Origin of the sequence: Roseinatronobacter sp., from assembly GCF_051859525.1 — a bacterium.
GTDB lineage: Bacteria > Pseudomonadota > Alphaproteobacteria > Rhodobacterales > Rhodobacteraceae > Roseinatronobacter.
The window spans coordinates 139,540-157,552 of sequence record NZ_JBHYFM010000004.1; the positions used below are offsets into that span (position 1 = coordinate 139,540).

The window sequence follows — 18,013 nt, forward strand, 5'->3', positions numbered from 1 at the left end:
CGTTAACCGCGCAGGGCGCGCGCTGTCACCATGAACGCCGCGTCAATACCCTGTCATTTCCAGATAGCCGCGCCCCTCATGGCTGCCACTGAAGCGCAGCGGCCCTTCCCAGTAGCTGACGGACAGGTCCATCCATGCCTGCGGGTTCAGGGGCGTGGTGGTGACCGATACGCCACCTTCGGGCCAGTCCACCTGCCAGCGCACCGGCACATCGCGCCCGGCAACCTGTTCGGTGCCAAGGGGGGTGAATTGCAGCGCATCCGGGGGCAAGGGCGTTGCGGTCCCGTCCGGCGTTATCCATGTGCCCGCAGTGAAAACCTGTGCGCCCCGCAACTGGAACCCCATCATCCGGTGCCCGTCATCGAAGCCGAGTGAGAACCAGTCCCAGCCTTCCTGATCGTCTGACAGGGGCTGGCTTGACCATTCACGGTCCAGCCAGCCCTGACCGGATACAGAAACCGGCCCGTCCGGCAGGTGCAGCGTGCCACTGATGTCATAGAACGGCTGCGAGTAATAATAACTTGCCTGACCGTCAAAGGACTTGACCGAATAGCCCTGATCGCCGTGAAACACCAATGGCCCCGTGGCCTGCGCCGTCAGGTCGAACGCGAAAACCTGCCCTGTGGCGTGCACGTCCAGCCGGTCATAAGGGTCGGCATTCGCGTCAGCACGGCTGGTCATGTGCCAGTCGTCAATAAAGGCGGTGAACGGGTCCGGCGTGACACCTGCCTGCCCTGTGCCGCCGCGCGCGAATGTCTCGGCGGCAAAATGGCTGTCCGGCGTGGTCAGGCCCGCATGCCCCATCCATATCTGGGGCGAGGAAAAGCCCACCTTGTCCCCGGGTTGCAAGGCGGACCGGAACAGCGTCCATTGCACCCCGTAATCCTGCCCGTCATCGCCCGTCAGTGTCGCGGTCAGATACCACCATTCAATGCGGTAATCCGGATGCGCGCCATGATCTTGCGGAAACTCCAGCGCGCGCCCGCGTTCGGGCACGGCAAACCCGTCTGCCGTTGTCCCAAGCCCTGCAAAGCCCTGTGCGCCGCCTTGCGTCGCTGTGACGATCAGCAGCAGCGCCGTAATCGGCCCAAGGATAGGGGCAGGATAATGCAGCCCCTTGTTGCTGTAATGCCTACTTCTCATGTGCGAATACCCGCAATAACCGGTTCGGCCCATGGCGCCATAGCCGATAGGCGGGCAGCAGCGCCGCCGCCAGCACTGCCAACCCCGCCCACAGCGCCAGACGCCCCCAATCGGCAGGGAAAAACTGCAACGGCAGGCGCCAGCCAAAAGCCTGCACATTGATAACCGCCAGCAGCACCTGCGCCAGCATCAACCCCACCGGCAGCGCGAAAACAAGCGTCAGGCCCGCCAGAACCAGCGCGCGCGCCAGTTCCAGCGCGGCAAGCCTGCCTGTGGTCAGCCCCAGTGCCCAAAGGGGCGCAAGCTGCACAACCCGCATTCCTGACAGCGTGACAAGTGCTGCAAACAGCGCCATGCCGGCGATTGATAATGTCAGCACATTCAACGCGCCGGTTATCATGAAGGTGCGTTCGAATATGGACATGGACAGCGCCTTGGCCTGTGCCTGATCCGTGATCTGGCCACTTGGCAGGCCGAATTCGTCCTGAAGCACCGCGATCAATGCCTGCGGGGTTTCACTGCGCAGCGCGAATTGCGTGATCGGCGTGTCCGGCCAGATGTCCCTGAACCGATCCTGCCCGATGATCGCCTGCGCCAGCGGGTTGCCGTAATCGGGATAGACGCCAAGAACAGGCACAGCGCCCAGTTCGGGCAAATCCAGCATGCCGCTGCCAGCGGGCAAACCCGCGCGGCGGAACAGTTGTTCGTTGATCAGCACCCCTTCGCCAGCGGCCAGCCGGTCCCAGACCTGTGGCACCGCCTCCAGAAGCGGCCAGGTGTCGCGGAATGTGGCGTGGTCCTTCATGGCGTAAATCTGCCCCGGTTGTCCGGCAAGGGGGGCGTCAAGGCGTTGCGTGGGCAGAATGGCGTCTGCGTGGTCTTGCAGGAACTCCTGCAGGGCGCGGGCCTCGGACGGGGTGCGGGGGGTGACGGTCACTTCGGCGACAAGGCGCAGGTCCAGCCATCCGATGAATGTGGCGCGGAATGACGACACCATGGTGCCCACGCCGATATTGGTGGCCAGTGCCAGCAACAGCGCCATCAATGCCAGTGACAGGCGCGGCAGGTTCTGGCGGCTGTCGGCCCAGAACCATTGCGCCACCGGCCCGCGCGCAAGCCTTTGGCCCAATGCCAGCGCGCCTGCCAGCACCAGCGGCATGGCCAGCGCCGCCGCCAGCAATGCCGCCGCCAGCAGGGCAAACCCTGTCACCAACCCGCCGCCCGTTTGTGCCAGCACGATGGCCACAACCGCCAGCCCCATCGCGACCCCGCCCTGCACGCGCAGGCTGCGCATTCCGGCATGTGCCCATGCGCGCGGTTGTGCGGGCGCCAGAACCGGCAAGCGCCACAGCCGCCACAGGGCCTGCGCGCCCGCCAGCGCTGTGCCCGCCAGTGTCATGGCCATCCCCGCGAAAGCCCATGCAGGGTTGAATTGCAGCGCACCGGGCACGGGGGCACCATACAGGCCGCGCAACGTGGCCGCGACATCGGGCAGCAGGCTTGCGGCCATCACATACCCCAGCGCCAGCCCCGCAACCCCCGCCAGCACCGCGAAAAGTGCAAGTTCTGTGGCCAGTAACACTGCCAGATGGCGCAGCGGCACACCAAGGGCACGCAGCGTGCGAAACATTGTGCGGCGTTGCTCGAATGCGAGTCCGACCGCTGAATGCACGATGAACAGCCCCACTGCGAAGGCCAGAAGCCCGAAGGCGGTCAGGTTCAGGTGAAAACTGTCTGTCAGCCCCGCAAGATCGGCCCCATCGCCAGCCGGTGTCAGGCGCAGGTCAGGCACCAGCGTGGCCAGCGGTGTCAGCCCGTCGCGCTGCGAAGGGGCCAGTGTCAGGTATGTAATGAAGCCCGCGTTGTTCAGCAGGGCCTGCGCTTGCGCAATATCCACCAGAACCGTGCCCACAGGAATGGCTTGGCTGGGGCGCAGGTCCAGTTCGGGGTTGCGGATATCGTCCAGCGTCTGGGGGTGCGCGAACCCAAGCCCCGCCAGAAACCCTGTCAGGTCAGGCGCGGCCAGTTCCGCACTGGTGCTACCTTGGGGCGCGGTCAGCGGCTCGATCCCCAGCACGGTGACGCGTGTGTCGCCCATGGCCACGCGCCCTTCCACCACTGGCGACACATCCCAGCCCGCGCGGCGCAGGCGTGCAAACGCGCTTTCGGGTATCTGGCCTGCGGGCGCGGCCAGCCGCGCCGCATTGCCCCCCGCAAGCAGGTTTTCAGCGGTTGCATAGGCGGTTCGGGCCTCGGTGTTCAGGGCCTGAACCCCTGACCAAAGCGCGGTTGCCAGCGCCAGCCCGACAAGCAGCATGGCCAGTTGAAACGGGCTACGCGCCCAATGGGACAACATTGCATGTAACGCCGTGCGGGTCACGCGGGCACCTGCAATTTGCCTGCCCGCAAATGCACGCGCGAATCGCAGCGTTGTGCCAGACGGGTGGAATGCGTGACCAGCAACAACGCCGTGCCCGCCTGTGCGGCCAGTTCCATCATCAGGTCCAGCACGGCATCGCCTGTGGCTTCGTCCAGATTGCCGGTCGGTTCATCTGCCAGCACCAGACGGGGCCGCGCCGCAAGGCAGCGCCCGATGGCCACACGTTGCTGTTGTCCGCCCGACAGTTGTTCGGGATAGCGCGACATCAGCTGCGCAATCCCCAGACGCCGGGCCAGTTCGGTCGTGAAATCGGGGTCATGCCGTCCCGCCAGCCGTGCCTGAAACGCAAGATTGGCCGCAACCGTCAGGGACGGGATCAGGTTGAACTGCTGGAACACCAGCCCGATTGTGTCACGCCGCAGGGCAGCGCCCGCCGCATCATCGTTTTGCGTGATGTCGTGACCCGCCAGGACCACCTTGCCACGGTCAAACGGTTCCAGCCCCGCGCAGATATGCAACAAGGTGGATTTCCCACTGCCGGAGTCGCCCGTAAGCGCAAGTGACTGGCCCTGCGGCAGGTCCAGCGCCACATGGTCCAGCACCTGCACCGCATCCGCGCCGCTGCCAAAACTTTTGCACAGGTTTTCAAGGATCAAAGCAGAGGTCATGGTCGGAACGTCCCGCAAAACATGTAGATGCGCTGGCGCAATCTGCCAGCGTGCCGGATCGGCATGCGCGATCCGAAGCCTAGCGCCTTGGGGGCCGAACTCAAGGTGATCAGGGGGCGATTGTGCCATGGCATCACAAAAAGGCCGGACAGGGCTGCCCCGTCCGGCCAATTATGTGCGTATTGCTGCGCAATTTCGGTGATCAGTGCGCCGCCATCTGGTTGTGTTTGCGCGCCACGAAATCCTTGGCTGTTTCCACCGCGACAGCCGCATCGCGGCAATAGGCATCCGCCCCGATGGCGCGACCGAATTCCTCGTTCAGGGGCGCGCCGCCCACCAGCACGATATAGTCGTCACGTTTGCCTTGTGCGACCAGCGTGTCGATCACGACCTTCATATAGGGCATGGTCGTTGTCAGCAGCGCGGACATGCCCAGAATATCAGGCTGCTCTTTCTCCAGCGCGTCCATGTAGCTTTCGACCGCGTTGTTTATGCCCAGATCGATAACCTCGAACCCGGCACCTTCCATCATCATGGCGACAAGGTTCTTGCCGATGTCGTGAATGTCGCCCTTGACGGTGCCGATGACCATTTTGCCCATGCGCGGTGCACCTGTTTCCACCAGCAGCGGTTTCAGGATGAACATGCCCGCTTTCATCGCATTTGCGGCCAGCAGCACTTCAGGCACGAACAAGATGCCATCGCGGAAGTCATGGCCCACAATCGTCATGCCCGCCACCAGCGCCTTGGTCAGAATGTCATAGGGGGTCCAGCCGCGTTCCAGCAGGATATTGACGCTTTCCTCGATTTCCTCTTTCAGGCCATCGTAAAGGTCATCCATCATCTGCTCGACAAGTTCGTCGTCAGACAGGTCGGCAAGGATGATATCGTCTTCTTCAGACATAGGCTTTACCCCTTAGGACACGCGGCTTCCGGCGTGTTGGACCACTATTGCATTTGCTTTCTGACAGAATGCCGCAGGCGACTATTCCATTTGCGACATACGCCCGATTGGTGGCGACCCGAGTGGTCGCAATCTGGTGATTTCCGGCAGTTCTATGACCCGTCACGGCGTCTGCGCCCGCCCCCACGCCCGCGGCGCGGCTCTGGTGCGCTGCCCACGGCCTCTGTGCCGTCCAGCGCCGATGAAAACCCGCCCAGTGCCGCCGTGATCTGTTCCAGCGTGGGGCGTGGTCCGGGATCGCGGGTTTCCAGCGCATGGCGCATGGCGCGCAGGTGTTCGGGCATGGTGCCGCAGCACCCGCCAATAATTCGTGCCCCGCAAGCGCGTGCAAGCACGGCGTAATCTGCCATCAATTCAGGCGTGCCGTCATAATGGATGTGCCCGTCATGGTATTTTGGAATGCCGGCATTGCCCTTCGCGATCAGTGGCAGGGGGGCATCGGCATCGGCAAAACCCAGAACCGTGCGCAGCAGGTCGGACGCGCCAACACCGCAATTCGCCCCAAAAGCCAGCGGGGGTGATTTCAGCTTGCCGACCATCTGCACCATTGCCGCCGATGTCACGCCCATCATGGTGCGGCCTGCGGTGTCAAAACTCATGGTGCCACACCATGGCATGCCCGCAAGTGCAGCGGCTTCGGCAGCGGCCTTGTATTCTTCGGGCGCGGAAATGGTTTCCACCCATAACACGTCCGCGCCGCCTTCTTTCAGCCCCTCGGCCTGTTCATGGAACATTTCAACGGCCAACTCGTGGGTCAGTGCGCCAATGGGTTCCATAATGTCACCCGTAGGCCCGACAGAGCCTGCAACCACAACCGCACGGCCCGCAGCATCGGCGACATCGCGCCCCAGTGCTGCCCCAAGCCGGTTCAGTTCGCGCACACGGTTTTGCGCATTATGCAGTTTCAGGCGGCTGGCATTGCCGCCGAATGTGTTGGTCAGAAACAGGTCGGACCCCGCATTGACCGCATTGCGATATAATGTGCGTATCTTGTCTTGTTCATCCGCATTCCACAATTCCGGCGCATCACCGGACGCAAGGCCCATGTTGAACAGGTTGGTCCCTGTCGCGCCATCTGTCAGGATCCAGTCCCGTTCAGACAGCATTTTGGTTAAGGCGTCGGTCATCAAGCGCATCTCCGGATTGCGAGAAGCGGGAGGCGTTTCCGCACTCCCGCTTTGGGGGATATGCCACATGCGAAAACAAGCGGCAAATTCATATTCCGCATGAAAAACATGCGTGAAATTCATGTTGGTGTGGTCTTAGCCTTCGGCAAGCTCTGCCTTCGCCTCGGTCAGCATTGTGGCCATCATGCCGCGAATCGTGGCCTCATCCGCCTTGCCGGCAAGATCGGCCGTGACCTTGCGCACAACATCTTCATGGCCCGCTTCCTCGAAATCGGCGCGGATGACGTCCATCGCATAGGCTTCTGCATCGGCACCTGTCTTGCCCAGCAGCCCTGCGGCCCACAGACCAAGTTTCTTGTTGCGGCGGGCAACGGCCTTGAAAACCATTTCCTGATCATGGGCAAATTTGTTTTCAAATGCGCGTTCGCGGTCGTTCAAGGATGTCATTGCGGCCCTCATGTCGGATTGCGTGATCAAAAGCGTTCGCAAATTATATGGAGGCTGGTGGCCTGCACTGCAAGGTGAAATCACCGCTTGCGGGCGCAAACACCGCCGCTTGCAGCGCCAGCACCGCTGGGATATAGGCAAGCCAAAGCTGCAGCCCTTATCCTTACCCCATGATCGGAGATTACCATGGCCCGCCGCACCAAAGTCTATGAAGGCAAAGCCAAGGTTCTGTATGAAGGGCCGGAGCCGGGGACACTGGTTCAATACTTCAAGGATGACGCCACCGCATTCAACGCCGAAAAGCGTGACGTGATCGAAGGCAAGGGCGTGTTGAACAACATGTTGTCGGAATTCTTCATGTCCGGCCTGAACCAGATTGGTGTTCCGACCCATTTTATCAAACGTATCAATATGCGCGAACAGCTTATCCGCGCTGTGGAGATCATTCCGCTGGAAGTCGTGGTGCGCAATGTCGCAGCCGGATCGATTTCCAAACGTCTGGGCATAGAAGAGGGCACGCCGCTGCCGCGCCCCATCATCGAATTCTATTTCAAGGATGATGCGCTGGGCGATCCGCTGGTGACCGAGGACCAGATACTGGCCTTCAACTGGGCCAGCCATCAGGATCTTGACGACATGGTGTCGCTGGCCGTGCGGGTGAATGATTTCATGTCGGGCATCATGCTGGCGGTGGGAATCAAGCTGGTGGATTTCAAGATCGAGATCGGCCGCCAGTTCGACGGTGAAATGCAGCGCCTGATTGTTGCTGATGAAATCAGCCCTGACAGCTGCCGCCTGTGGGACATGAAAACCGGCCAGAAGCTGGACAAGGATGTGTTCCGCCGCGATCTGGGCAGCCTGACTGATGCGTATTCCGAAGTTGCGCGGCGGCTGGGTGTCATGCCCAAATCGCCCACGCCCTTCAACAAACCCAAACTGATGAACTGAAAGGCCCGGACGCCCATGAAACTGCGTGTATTCGTCACCCTGAAATCTGGCGTTCTGGACCCTCAAGGCGAAGCCGTGCGCCACGCGCTGGGCGCGCTGGGCTTCGACGGGGTCAATGGTGTGCGTCAGGGCAAGATGATCGAACTTGATCTGGCCGAAACCGATGCCGACAAGGCCCGTGCACAGGCACAGGCCATGTGTGACAAGCTGCTCGCCAACCCCGTGATCGAAAGCTACCACATCGAGCAGGCCTGACTCCGGCCGCAAGGGTGATTGACGCCCCTGCGCTTTGCGGGCAGCATTGTATCCTGCATTGACGGGGAGGGGATTATGCGCGCGGCAGTCTTAAGGGAATATCGCAAGGATCTTAGTATCGAATCCGTCGCAGACCCCGTCTGCGAGGAAGACGGTGTCGTGCTGCGCACGCTTGCCTGCGGGATCTGCCGGTCGGACTGGCATGGATGGGTGGGCGAACACCCCCGCGTGAAGCCCGGCCAGATACCGGGCCATGAATATTGCGGCGAAGTGGTGGCAGCGGGTCCGCGCAGCGGCTGGGCCATTGGTGACAAGGTGATCGCGCCCTTTATCCTTGCGTGCGGGACATGTCCTGCCTGCCGGTCGGGTGTGTCCAATACCTGCCCCGACCAGCGTTTGCCGGGGTTTATCGAACCCGGTGCCTTTGCCGAATATGTGGGCGTGCCCCATGCCCATAACCTTGCGCGCCTGCCGGATGACATGTCGCCGGTTCTGGCCGCTGGACTGGGGTGCCGCGTGACAACGGCCTTTCATGCGCTGACCGACCGTGCCGCGTTGCGCCCCGGTGAATGGCTGGCCGTGCATGGCACAGGCGGGATCGGGCTGGCCACGCTGATATTGGGCCATGCGCTGGGCGCGCGCGTGGTGGCGGTGGATATCGTGCCTGACAAGCTGGACCACGCCCGCGCGCTGGGCGCGGATGCGGCCATTGATGCGCGCAGCGGAGATGTGGCGCAGGCCATCCGCGATATAACCGGCGGCGGCGCGCATGTCTCGGTCGAGGCGCTGGGTATTGCACAAACGACCAACGCATCGCTGCAATGCCTGCGGCCCTTGGGGCGGCATGTACAGGTGGGCATGCCCGTGGGCCATACGGCCCGCATGGAGATCGACATGAGCGCGGTTTATCAAAAGAACCTCGCGGTCTATGGCACGCGCGGCATGCCAGCGCATAAATATCCGTCGCTTCTGGGTATGATTGACGCGGGACTGGTCGATTTCATGCCGATGATCGCGCGGCAGGTGCCCTTGTCACAGGCTGGCGCGGAACTGGCGCTGTTTGACGGGCCAATGGCCCCCGGTGTGGCGGTGATTTCGGATTTTGCAGCCTGAAAGGGGTGTTTCCCTTTGCGCATGGTCTGTATTCGCGCTAAAGCGCGCACAAACCCAGATATGGACGGAGCCGCGCGCGATGAAAGCTGCTGTCATCACTTTCCCCGGATCGAATTGCGACCGTGACCTTGCCATGGCCTTTGAGGGGGTCGGCGCAGACGTGACGCGCGTATGGCACAAGGACACCGAATTGCCTGCGGGAACGGATATTGTGGGTATTCCCGGCGGGTTCAGCTTCGGGGATTATCTGCGTTGCGGTGCGATTGCCGCGCGGTCCCCCATTGCGCGCGCGATCACCGGTTTCGCGGCGGGCGGCGGGCATGTTCTGGGCATTTGCAACGGGTTTCAGGTGCTTGTCGAAATGGGGTTGTTGCCCGGTGCGCTGCTGCGCAATGCCAATCTGAAATACATATGCAAGCCCGTGGCACTTCGGGTCGAAACCACTGACAGCGCGTTTACCGCAGGCTATGGCGCGGGTGCGCAGATCACGGTGCCGATTGCGCATCATGACGGGAATTACACGGCTGATGCCGAAACCCTTGCGCGGTTGCAAGGGGACGGGCGGGTGGCATTCCGCTATGTCGAGAACCCCAACGGATCAGCGGCGGATATTGCGGGCATTCTGTCGGAAAACCGCCGCGTATTGGGCATGATGCCACATCCTGAACGCGCGTTCAGTGCTGTGCATGGCGGCACGGATGGCCGCGCCATGTTTCAGGGTCTGATAGGCGCTTTCGCGCCAGCCTGAATGGGACGGTTTTGCGTGACGCTTGAGCACGCGCGGCATTCGACATATTCTGTGCGGCATGTCCGTGCCACCTGATCTTGATAACAGACGCGCCAGTATTCTGGGCATCCCGCTTTGGGGGCGGGTGGTTATCCTGTTCCTGATTGTGGTGGGCATCGGGCTGATCTGGTTCATGAACTCGTGGCTGTCGGAACGGTTCACCGATGCGACACGCAACCGGGCCGAGTTGCGGCTGGTTCTTTATTCGGGAAACATACAGTCCGAACTTCAGCGAAACTCCGTTGTGCCGCTGCTTCTGGCGCGCGACCCCGAACTGATTGTCGCCCTGCGCGAGGGGAATTTTGCGACCACATCGCAACGCCTGATTGATTTGCAGGGCGAGATTGGCGCAGCCTCGATCGAGCTTCTGGACAATAGCGGGCGGGTGGTTGGCGCAACGGATCGCGTCCAGCTGGGCAAGAACCGCAGCGGCGATCAGGCGTTCGTCGATTCGCGCCGCACATCGGACACTGTGTTCATGGTCAAGGAACTGGACAGCGGGGGGTTCGGGTTCTCCTTTGCGCGCAGCATTCGTGTGGCCAGCGATGTGCTGGGCGTTGTCGTCGTGGATGCGGACCTGTCGAAGTTTGAACGCAGCTGGGCGGGCTTTGCCGATGCGGTTGCACTGCTGGATTCCGGCGGGCGCATCATTCTGGCCACAGAACCGCGTTGGCGGGGGCGTTCGCTGGAAGAAGCGCTGGCGCTGCGCGATGCGCCTTCTGCGATTGCGCGCGCGCTTCGGGCCACGGCGGATTGGGCTCAAACCCCGCCCGACACATTTGTGCGCGGCGAAGCGGTGCTGCAATCCGAAGTGCGCGTGCCGTTTCGTGGCTGGCGTCTGGTCAGTTTCACCCGCTATGACTCCGTTCGCGAACGTGTGAATGCAGCGTTGGCACTGGTGTTGACAGGGTTTGCGTTGTTGCTGGCGCTGACATTCTATCTGGTCAGTCGCAGCGCATGGTCGCAATCGGCCCTGTTCCAGCGGGAGTCGCAGGATTTGCGGGCCTTGAACGCGCGTTTGCAGCGCGAAATCGCCACCCGTCTGCGCGTGCAGAAGGACCTTGCGGTGGCCGAACAGACCCTTGCGCAATCTGCCAAGCTGGCCAGCCTTGGGGAAATGTCGGCATCCGTCAGCCATGAATTGAACCAACCTCTGGCGGCCATGAAAACATATCTTGCGGGCGCGCGTCTGCTGCTGAAGCGCAAGCGCACGGAAGAAGCGCTGGCGTCCTTCCAGCGGATTGACGGGTTGATTGACCGCATGGGCGCGATTGCCCGCACGCTGAAATCCTTTGCCCGCAAAGGCGGAGAGGCTTTTGCCCCCATCGACCTGCGCACCTGCCTTGGCGATGCGCTGACCATGATGGAACCCATGTTGCGCGACTGCCGTGTTCTGGTCGTGCGCACCGTGCCGCCCGAACCCGTCATGATACTGGGCGATTCGGTGCGCGTGGAACAGGTTATCCTGAATCTGGTGCGCAACGCTGTGGACGCAACGCGCGGGGTGAATGCGCCGCAAATCGACATTATCATAAGTCAGGGCGAGGCCACGAACCTGACCGTGCGCGACAATGGCCATGGAATTGCCGATATCGACAGCCTGTTCGAGCCGTTTTATACAACAAAAGTCGCCGGACAGGGGGTCGGGCTGGGACTTGCCATTTCATCGGGAATTGTGGGGGACCACGGGGGCAGGTTGACCGCGATGAACACACCCGAAGGCGGCGCCGTATTCGAGGTCGAGTTTCCAAGATATCATGCGGCGCAGAAGGATGCGGCGGAATAAACAGTTTGTGTTGTATCTATCATATGGTGATCGCCGACATCATGTTGGCACATGCCAACCGTCAGGATTGAAAAAATAAAATGGGCACACGCCCGAGAGGAACCAGGATCATGACCCGCCACATGCGTGTTGCTATCGTAGATGATGAACAGGATATGCGTCAGTCCATCGGCCAGTGGATGGCGCTTTCGGGGTTTGAAACCGAAACCTATTGCGATGGTCAGGAAGCGTTTGCCGCGATTGGCGCGGATTTCCCCGGTGTCGTTATCACCGACATCCGCATGCCCGGCATGGACGGCATGACATTGCTGAAAAAACTGGTGGCGCTGGACAGCACGATCCCTGTCATCATGATCACCGGTCATGGTGACGTGCCCATCGCCGTTGAGGCGATGCGTCTGGGGGCGTTCGATTTTCTGGAGAAGCCTTTCGACCCCGAAAAAATGATGGCGCTGGCCGAAAGGGCCGTGAAGGCCCGCACAATGGCGCTGGAAAGTCGTGCGTTGCGGCATGAATTGTCCGACGGGACCACCATTATGCGGCGTCTTGTCGGCGCGTCTGATGTGATGCAGCGCTTGCGCGAGGATATTCTTGATGTCGGTCAGGCTGACGGGCATGTGCTGATCGACGGTGAAACCGGCACTGGTAAAACGCTGGTGGCGCATGCGCTGCATGCAGTGGGATCGCGCGCGGGGCGCAAGCTGGTTTCCGTCAGCTGCGCAGGCTACGCCGAGGCCGATCTGGTTGCCCGACTGTTCGGCCCGCTGGAGGATGGCGCAGTCAAGCCCATCGTCGAGGAAGCCCGCGGCGGAACGCTGGTTCTGGAAGATATCGAAGCCATGTCGCCCGATACGCAGGCGCGGCTGGTCGGGTTCCTGAATGAACTGGGCACACCGCCCGATACCCGCATCGTGGCAGTGTGCAACAGCCACACCGCCGGACAGACCATCGAGGACGGTTTGCGCCCTGATCTGTATTTCCGCCTTGCGGCCCATAAACTGCTGCTGCCGCCCCTGCGCATGCGCGGAGAGGACATTCTGGCCCTGTTCGAGACCTATCTGGCGCAATTTGCGGATGAATACGGCTGCGCCGCACCCGTGGTCAGTATGCCGGAAGCCGCGCAGTTGCTGCAGGCGCCCTGGCCCGGCAATGTGCGCCAGCTTGTCAATATTGCCGAACGCGCGGTGCTGCAAAGCAGGCGCGAGGATGGCGCGCTGATGTCGTTGATCATGGCCGATAACGAAGCCTCCAGCGAGGTTATGACAACCGAAGGCAAGCCCCTGAAGGAACATGTGGAAGCGTTTGAACGTATGCTGATCGACAACACCATGCGCCGGCACAAGGGGTCGATCACTGCCGTGATGGAAGAATTGCGCCTGCCACGCCGGACATTGAACGAAAAAATGGCAAAATACAGTCTGGTGCGGTCGGATTATGTGCAGTCCTGAGCCCGCAGGCGGGGGGCGGCAGCCTGCCTGACGGGCGTGCGATTGCATTGCACGAACCTGTCATACCCCGTCTGTATTTGGCTTTTGTCGGGCGTTTGCAGGCAAATTGGCCTTAAAAACGGGTTTTGTGACATATTTTTTGCCCATATGGGCAGTGCACACCGGCGCAAAGTGAAAAACGCCATTGTCTTTTTGTCGCATTCGCCCTTATGCTCGTCGTGTAAGGATATTGTGCGAAAAAACGATAGTCCGAACGAATTTCGCTGCGTTGGATGAATGGCGCGCCTTACTGGCCCCCTCTTTTTCCTCCGCAGATGGATAGGCCGCAAGGCTTCAATGGTCTGTTCTGCCGGAAAGCGGTTCAGGCAAACTTAACTCGCATCGCAGGTTTGCGGTGTTCAGGAAACATGATGACAGGCGTCGAACACAAACCACCATGCTGCCGCGAAAGGGGAATTCCCTTGTCCGCAGCGGCGGTGACAGTTTCGCGCCTGTCCCCCCCTCAGACAAGTCACGCGCCAGATGGCGTGCGTGGGTCTGCTGCTTCCGCAGGAAGACAGGTCAGGCACAGCCCGCCAGGTGCTGCGTGCAATGGATTTATATGGCACAGAAAATGCTTATCGATGCCACCCACGCGGAGGAAACCCGCGTTGTGGTGGTGGACGGCAACAAGGTCGAGGAATTCGATTTTGAAACCGCAAGTCGTCGTCAACTCGCCGGGAATATCTATCTAGCAAAAGTCACGCGCGTAGAGCCCTCTTTGCAGGCAGCCTTTGTTGATTACGGGGGCAACCGTCACGGTTTCCTTGCGTTCAATGAAATCCACCCGGATTACTACCAGATTCCTGCCGAGGATCGCGCGGCGTTGCTGGCCGAAGAACGCGCAAGCGTGCGCGAGCAGGAAGATGACGATCGCGCCCCCAGCGCCGAGAAAACGGACAAACCGGCCAAGAAACCGCGCCGTTCATCCAACCGGCGCAAGCCTGCCGCGAAGGCCGAAAGCGTCAGCAGTTCCGACACGGTTGAAACCCGCGAAGTGTCGGGTATGGACATTCTGGATGATGGCGATGACCGTGATGCGGATACATTGATCGCCGAAGGGTTTGGCGCATCTGCACCGGACGCTGCCGACACATCGGCACCTGAAGCGCCCGCTGCTGATGTAGTGGCCGCAGACGTGCAGGACGAACCGCCCGCGGATGCCCCAACAGGCGAAAGCGCGGCAAATGCCACCGCCACTGATGACAGTGCCGAAGAAGCCTATCGCGCAGCGGATCATGCGGTCGAAAACGATGACCGGATCGAGGCGGTTTCCGAAGGTGGTGACCCGTCCGAAGAAGTGCAGGTGCGCCGCAAGCCGCGCCCGCGCCGCTACAAGATTCAGGAAGTCATCCGTGTGCGCCAGATCATGCTGGTGCAGGTCGTCAAGGAAGAACGCGGCAACAAGGGCGCGGCGCTGACCACATACCTGTCCCTTGCGGGCCGGTATTGCGTGCTTATGCCCAACACGGCGCGTGGCGGTGGTATCAGCCGCAAGATCACGAATGCCGCCGACCGCCAGAAGCTGAAGGCAATCGCCAATGAAATCGAAGTGCCCGAAGGTGCGGGCCTGATTATCCGTACCGCAGGCGCGAACCGCACCAAGGCCGAGATCAAGCGCGATTACGAATACCTGTTCCGCCTGTGGGAACAGATTCGCGAACTGACGCTGAAATCCATCGCGCCAACCCCGATCTATGAGGAAGGCAACCTGATCAAGCGGTCCATCCGCGACCTGTATAACCGCGAGATTGACGAGGTTCTGGTCGAGGGGGAGGCAGGCTACCGCGTGGCCAAGGACTTCATGAAAATGATCATGCCGTCCCATGCCAAGAACGTGAAACCCTATAATGACACAATGCCGCTATTCGCCCGCTATCAGGTCGAAAGCTATCTTGGCGGCATGTTCAACCCCACAGTGCAGCTGCCATCGGGCGGGTATATTGTTATTGGTGTGACCGAAGCGCTGGTTGCGATCGATATCAACTCCGGTCGGGCAACGCGCGAAGGCTCGATCGAAGATACCGCCGTCAAGACGAACCTTGAAGCCGCTGCCGAAATCGCGCGCCAGCTTCGTTTGCGTGACCTTGCCGGTCTGATCGTCATCGACTTCATCGACATGGAAGAGCGTAAGAATAACGCCGCCGTTGAGAAGATGTTGAAAGACAAGCTGAAATCGGACCGCGCCCGCATTCAGGTGGGCCGGATTTCCGGCTTTGGCTTGTTGGAAATGTCGCGCCAGCGCCTGCGCCCCGGTATGCTGGAGGCCACGACCCAGCCTTGCCCGCATTGCCACGGCACCGGATTGATCCGGTCCGATGACAGCATGGGCCTGACCATCCTGCGCCAGATCGAGGAAGAAGGCACGCGTGGTAAATCGCGCGAGGTTGTGGTGCGCGCCCCTGCTGGGGCCGTGAACTTCCTGTTCAACTTCAAGCGCGAACATATTGCCCAGATCGAAGCGCGTTATGGCATGGCCGTCCGTCTGGAAGCCGATCCCTTGATGGTCAGCCCGGACTTCAGCCTTGAGAAGCTGAAGACCGCAACGCGGGTTTCGGTGCAGCCCAATGCTGCGGTCGTGTCGCTGAATGCCAGCCATATGTCCGACCCCGAGGAGGACGAGACGCCCGAAGAGGTTGCCGCCGTCCAGCCCGAGGAAGCAGATGACGCGGCAGACCAACCCCGCAAGAAACGCCGCAGGCGGCGGCGCAAGCGGGGTGGCAAGGACAATGGCGCAGACAGTGTTGATGCGCATGATGGTGACCAGACAGAAGCGGCAGATGCGCCTGCCCCCGAAGTCGTTTCGGAACCGGCCTTGGCAGCTGACAAGGCGGATACGCCCGCACAAGCTGGCGACGCCGATGCAGACGAAGCGCCTGCGAAGCCCAAGCGGACACGCAAGCCGCGTGCGAAAAAAGTGGCAGAGCCAGCGGTTGAAACACACCCTGTTTCTGATCCAGCGGGCGGGACGCAACCGGACGCTGCACCAACCGAGGATGCAGACGCACCGAAGGCCAAACCCGCCAGAAAGCCGCGCACACGCCGCAAACCGGCGCCCAAGGATGCCGATGTAACGCCTGCGGCAGGGTCCGATGCGCCTGCGGATGCGGTGTCTGCGGATGTGGTGCCTGACGGGGCAGGTGAAACGCCCGTCAGTGCAGCGTCACCCGAAGCGGAAACTGCGGCTGTGCCGGAACAAGCAGCTCAGGTTCAGGATGTGGCGCCTGCTGTCGTGGACGAAACCACCCAGCCGGTGCCAGTGCCCGAAGCGCCCGCGCCGGATCAGCCTGCGGAAGCTGCGGGATCGCCGGTCAACGAACCAGCGCCCGCCGAACCAGAGGCCGCCGAACCAGAGGCTACGCCGGAGGAACCCCCGGCAAAACCCGCGCCCAAACGCAGGGGCTGGTGGTCGCTGAAAATCTGATAGGACATCTGACCAAGCAAGGGGCACCCGCAAGGTGCCCCTTCGTCTGTTCATCTGTGCCAAGTTGACGCATGCCACATGAATGTGACGTGCAGTACGCTGACCTTTGGTGTAAGCGCAAATAACTGTTTTGCACTGATTTGGAAGCAAAGCGCCACATGTTTGGAATAGACCTGTTCGATGCTGCCATGATGCCCGCGCTGCTTATCGCGCTTGGGGCAGGGGTGCTGTCGTTCCTGTCGCCTTGTGTGTTACCGATTGTGCCCCCCTATCTGGCCTATATGGGCGGCATTTCCATGCAGGACATGACCGGCGACGGACAGGCACGCAGGCGTGCCATTCTGCCCGCATTGTTTTTTGTCATGGGGCTGTCGACAGTGTTCCTTCTGCTTGGGTTCACGGCGTCAACCATGGGGCATTTGTTTTTGCGAAATGCCGAAATGTTTGGCCAGATCGCGGGTGTGGTGGTCATTGCCTTCGGCCTGCATTTTCTGGGCGTCTACAGGGCCGTTGGCCAAATGGCGGCCTCGGGGTTTGAACGTGCGAATATGACGGCGCCTGCGTTCCTGACAATGTCGGTTCTGTCGCGCGATCTGCGGTTTGATGCCGGCGACCGTGGCGGGTCCGCGTTCGGGGCGTATATTCTGGGGCTGGCCTTCGCGTTTGGCTGGACCCCCTGTATTGGGCCTGTTCTGGGGGCGATCCTGTCCTTGGCCGCGACCGAAAGCACAGTTGCACGCGGTACCGCCATGCTGGGGGTCTATGCGTTGGGGCTGGGCCTGCCGTTCCTGCTGGCTGCGGTGTTTGTGCAGCGATCCATGGCGATAATGACACGGCTGAAGCGGCATATGTCCCTGATCGAAAAGGTTATGGGGCTGCTGTTGCTGCTGGTTGGAATTGCGCTGGTGACCGGCGCGTTCTCGGCGTTTTCATGGTGGCTGCTGGAAACATTCCCCGCCATGTCCAGACTGGGTTAGCGCAGCCCCAATTCTGCCAGCGCCGCGTCCAGTTCGGGGGGCAAGCTGTCATCGCCCTTGCGCGCTTTCGGAAGGTCTGGCGGGGCATCTTGTGGTTTCAGGTAGCGCCAGCCCTGAAATGGCCGTTTCGGGGCGGCGGCTGTTCGGATGATTTCGGGGTCCAGAACAATCGCGCAGCGTATAATCCCGTCCCCGCCCGTCACCTCATCCAGTCGCAAAACACGCTGGCGGGCCAGAACGGACCCTTTGAACACCCAATACAGCGACCCGCCCGCCAGCAATTCGTCGCCCCGTTTGGGCCACATGCGCGTCACATGGCGCGGCAGGCCGTCAGCCCCCTTCGCGCGTGCGCTGGCCTGCCATTGGACAAGGTCCTCGACCGTCTCTGCACCGACGCAAAGTTTGATCAGATGCACTTTCGCCGTCATGTCCCACCTTCCGAATATGTCCATTGTCTTAGGGCGATTACCCGCACGAACAAGGTCCACCACGCGCTTGGTATCGCAG

The 18,013-nt window shown here is 61.3% G+C and carries 15 protein-coding genes; 8 read left to right on the forward strand and 7 right to left on the reverse strand.

Annotated elements, in window-relative coordinates; genetic code table 11:
- Positions 1-42: 42 nt before the first annotated feature.
- The 6 genes from ACTIE1_RS06125 to ACTIE1_RS06150 form a co-directional block, all read right to left on the reverse strand.
- Positions 43-1,143, reverse strand: a complete 1,101-nt coding sequence (locus ACTIE1_RS06125) for a lipocalin-like domain-containing protein (RefSeq protein ID WP_439561323.1) — start codon at positions 1,141-1,143, stop codon at positions 43-45.
- Positions 1,133-3,499, reverse strand: a complete 2,367-nt coding sequence (locus ACTIE1_RS06130; RefSeq protein WP_439561322.1) for an FtsX-like permease family protein — start codon at positions 3,497-3,499, stop codon at positions 1,133-1,135. The genes ACTIE1_RS06125 and ACTIE1_RS06130 overlap by 11 nt, the downstream gene beginning before the upstream one ends.
- Before the next feature lie 20 nt (positions 3,500-3,519).
- A complete protein-coding gene (locus ACTIE1_RS06135; protein WP_439561321.1) occupies positions 3,520-4,191 on the reverse strand; it encodes an ABC transporter ATP-binding protein in 672 nt (223 codons plus the stop codon).
- 202 nt (positions 4,192-4,393) lie between these two features.
- Positions 4,394-5,095, reverse strand: coding sequence for a corrinoid protein (locus tag ACTIE1_RS06140; protein ID WP_439561320.1), 702 nt, complete (start codon positions 5,093-5,095; stop codon positions 4,394-4,396).
- Positions 5,096-5,247: 152 nt separating this feature from the next.
- The gene (gene bmt / locus ACTIE1_RS06145) at positions 5,248-6,282 is read right to left on the reverse strand and encodes a betaine--homocysteine S-methyltransferase (protein ID WP_439561319.1); all 1,035 of its coding nucleotides are present in this window, start codon (positions 6,280-6,282) and stop codon (positions 5,248-5,250) included.
- Between the two features lie 135 nt (positions 6,283-6,417).
- Positions 6,418-6,729, reverse strand: a complete 312-nt coding sequence (locus ACTIE1_RS06150; RefSeq protein ID WP_439561318.1) for a DUF1476 domain-containing protein — start codon at positions 6,727-6,729, stop codon at positions 6,418-6,420.
- Positions 6,730-6,915: 186 nt separating this feature from the next.
- Here ACTIE1_RS06150 and purC point away from each other — a divergent pair, with 186 nt between their 5' ends.
- The 8 genes from purC (at position 6,916) to ACTIE1_RS06190 (ending at position 17,506) form a co-directional block, all read left to right on the forward strand.
- Positions 6,916-7,677, forward strand: coding sequence for a phosphoribosylaminoimidazolesuccinocarboxamide synthase (purC, locus tag ACTIE1_RS06155; protein ID WP_439561317.1), 762 nt, complete (start codon positions 6,916-6,918; stop codon positions 7,675-7,677).
- Positions 7,678-7,692: 15 nt separating this feature from the next.
- Positions 7,693-7,932 (forward strand): phosphoribosylformylglycinamidine synthase subunit PurS, encoded by a 240-nt coding sequence (gene purS, locus ACTIE1_RS06160; RefSeq protein WP_439561316.1) that lies wholly within the window; start codon positions 7,693-7,695, stop codon positions 7,930-7,932.
- Positions 7,933-8,007: 75 nt separating this feature from the next.
- On the forward strand, positions 8,008-9,045 hold the full coding sequence (locus ACTIE1_RS06165; protein ID WP_439561315.1) for a zinc-dependent alcohol dehydrogenase family protein: 1,038 nt from the start codon (positions 8,008-8,010) through the stop codon (positions 9,043-9,045).
- Between the two features lie 79 nt (positions 9,046-9,124).
- Complete coding sequence (gene purQ / locus ACTIE1_RS06170; RefSeq protein ID WP_439561314.1) at positions 9,125-9,793, forward strand: phosphoribosylformylglycinamidine synthase subunit PurQ; 669 nt, start codon at positions 9,125-9,127, stop codon at positions 9,791-9,793.
- Positions 9,794-9,851: 58 nt separating this feature from the next.
- Complete coding sequence (locus ACTIE1_RS06175) at positions 9,852-11,618, forward strand: sensor histidine kinase (RefSeq protein ID WP_439561313.1); 1,767 nt, start codon at positions 9,852-9,854, stop codon at positions 11,616-11,618.
- Positions 11,619-11,728: 110 nt separating this feature from the next.
- A complete protein-coding gene (locus ACTIE1_RS06180; RefSeq protein WP_439561312.1) occupies positions 11,729-13,066 on the forward strand; it encodes a sigma-54-dependent transcriptional regulator in 1,338 nt (445 codons plus the stop codon).
- Between the two features lie 601 nt (positions 13,067-13,667).
- Complete coding sequence (locus tag ACTIE1_RS06185; RefSeq protein WP_439561311.1) at positions 13,668-16,529, forward strand: Rne/Rng family ribonuclease; 2,862 nt, start codon at positions 13,668-13,670, stop codon at positions 16,527-16,529.
- Between the two features lie 158 nt (positions 16,530-16,687).
- Positions 16,688-17,506: a cytochrome c biogenesis CcdA family protein gene (locus ACTIE1_RS06190; RefSeq protein WP_439561310.1), complete on the forward strand. Its 819-nt coding sequence runs from the start codon at positions 16,688-16,690 to the stop codon at positions 17,504-17,506.
- Here the strand turns inward: ACTIE1_RS06190 and ACTIE1_RS06195 are convergent.
- Positions 17,503-17,934 (reverse strand): DUF1489 family protein, encoded by a 432-nt coding sequence (locus tag ACTIE1_RS06195; protein ID WP_439561309.1) that lies wholly within the window; start codon positions 17,932-17,934, stop codon positions 17,503-17,505. The two genes, ACTIE1_RS06190 and ACTIE1_RS06195, sit on opposite strands and share 4 nt — an antisense overlap.
- Positions 17,935-18,013 lie beyond the last annotated feature (79 nt).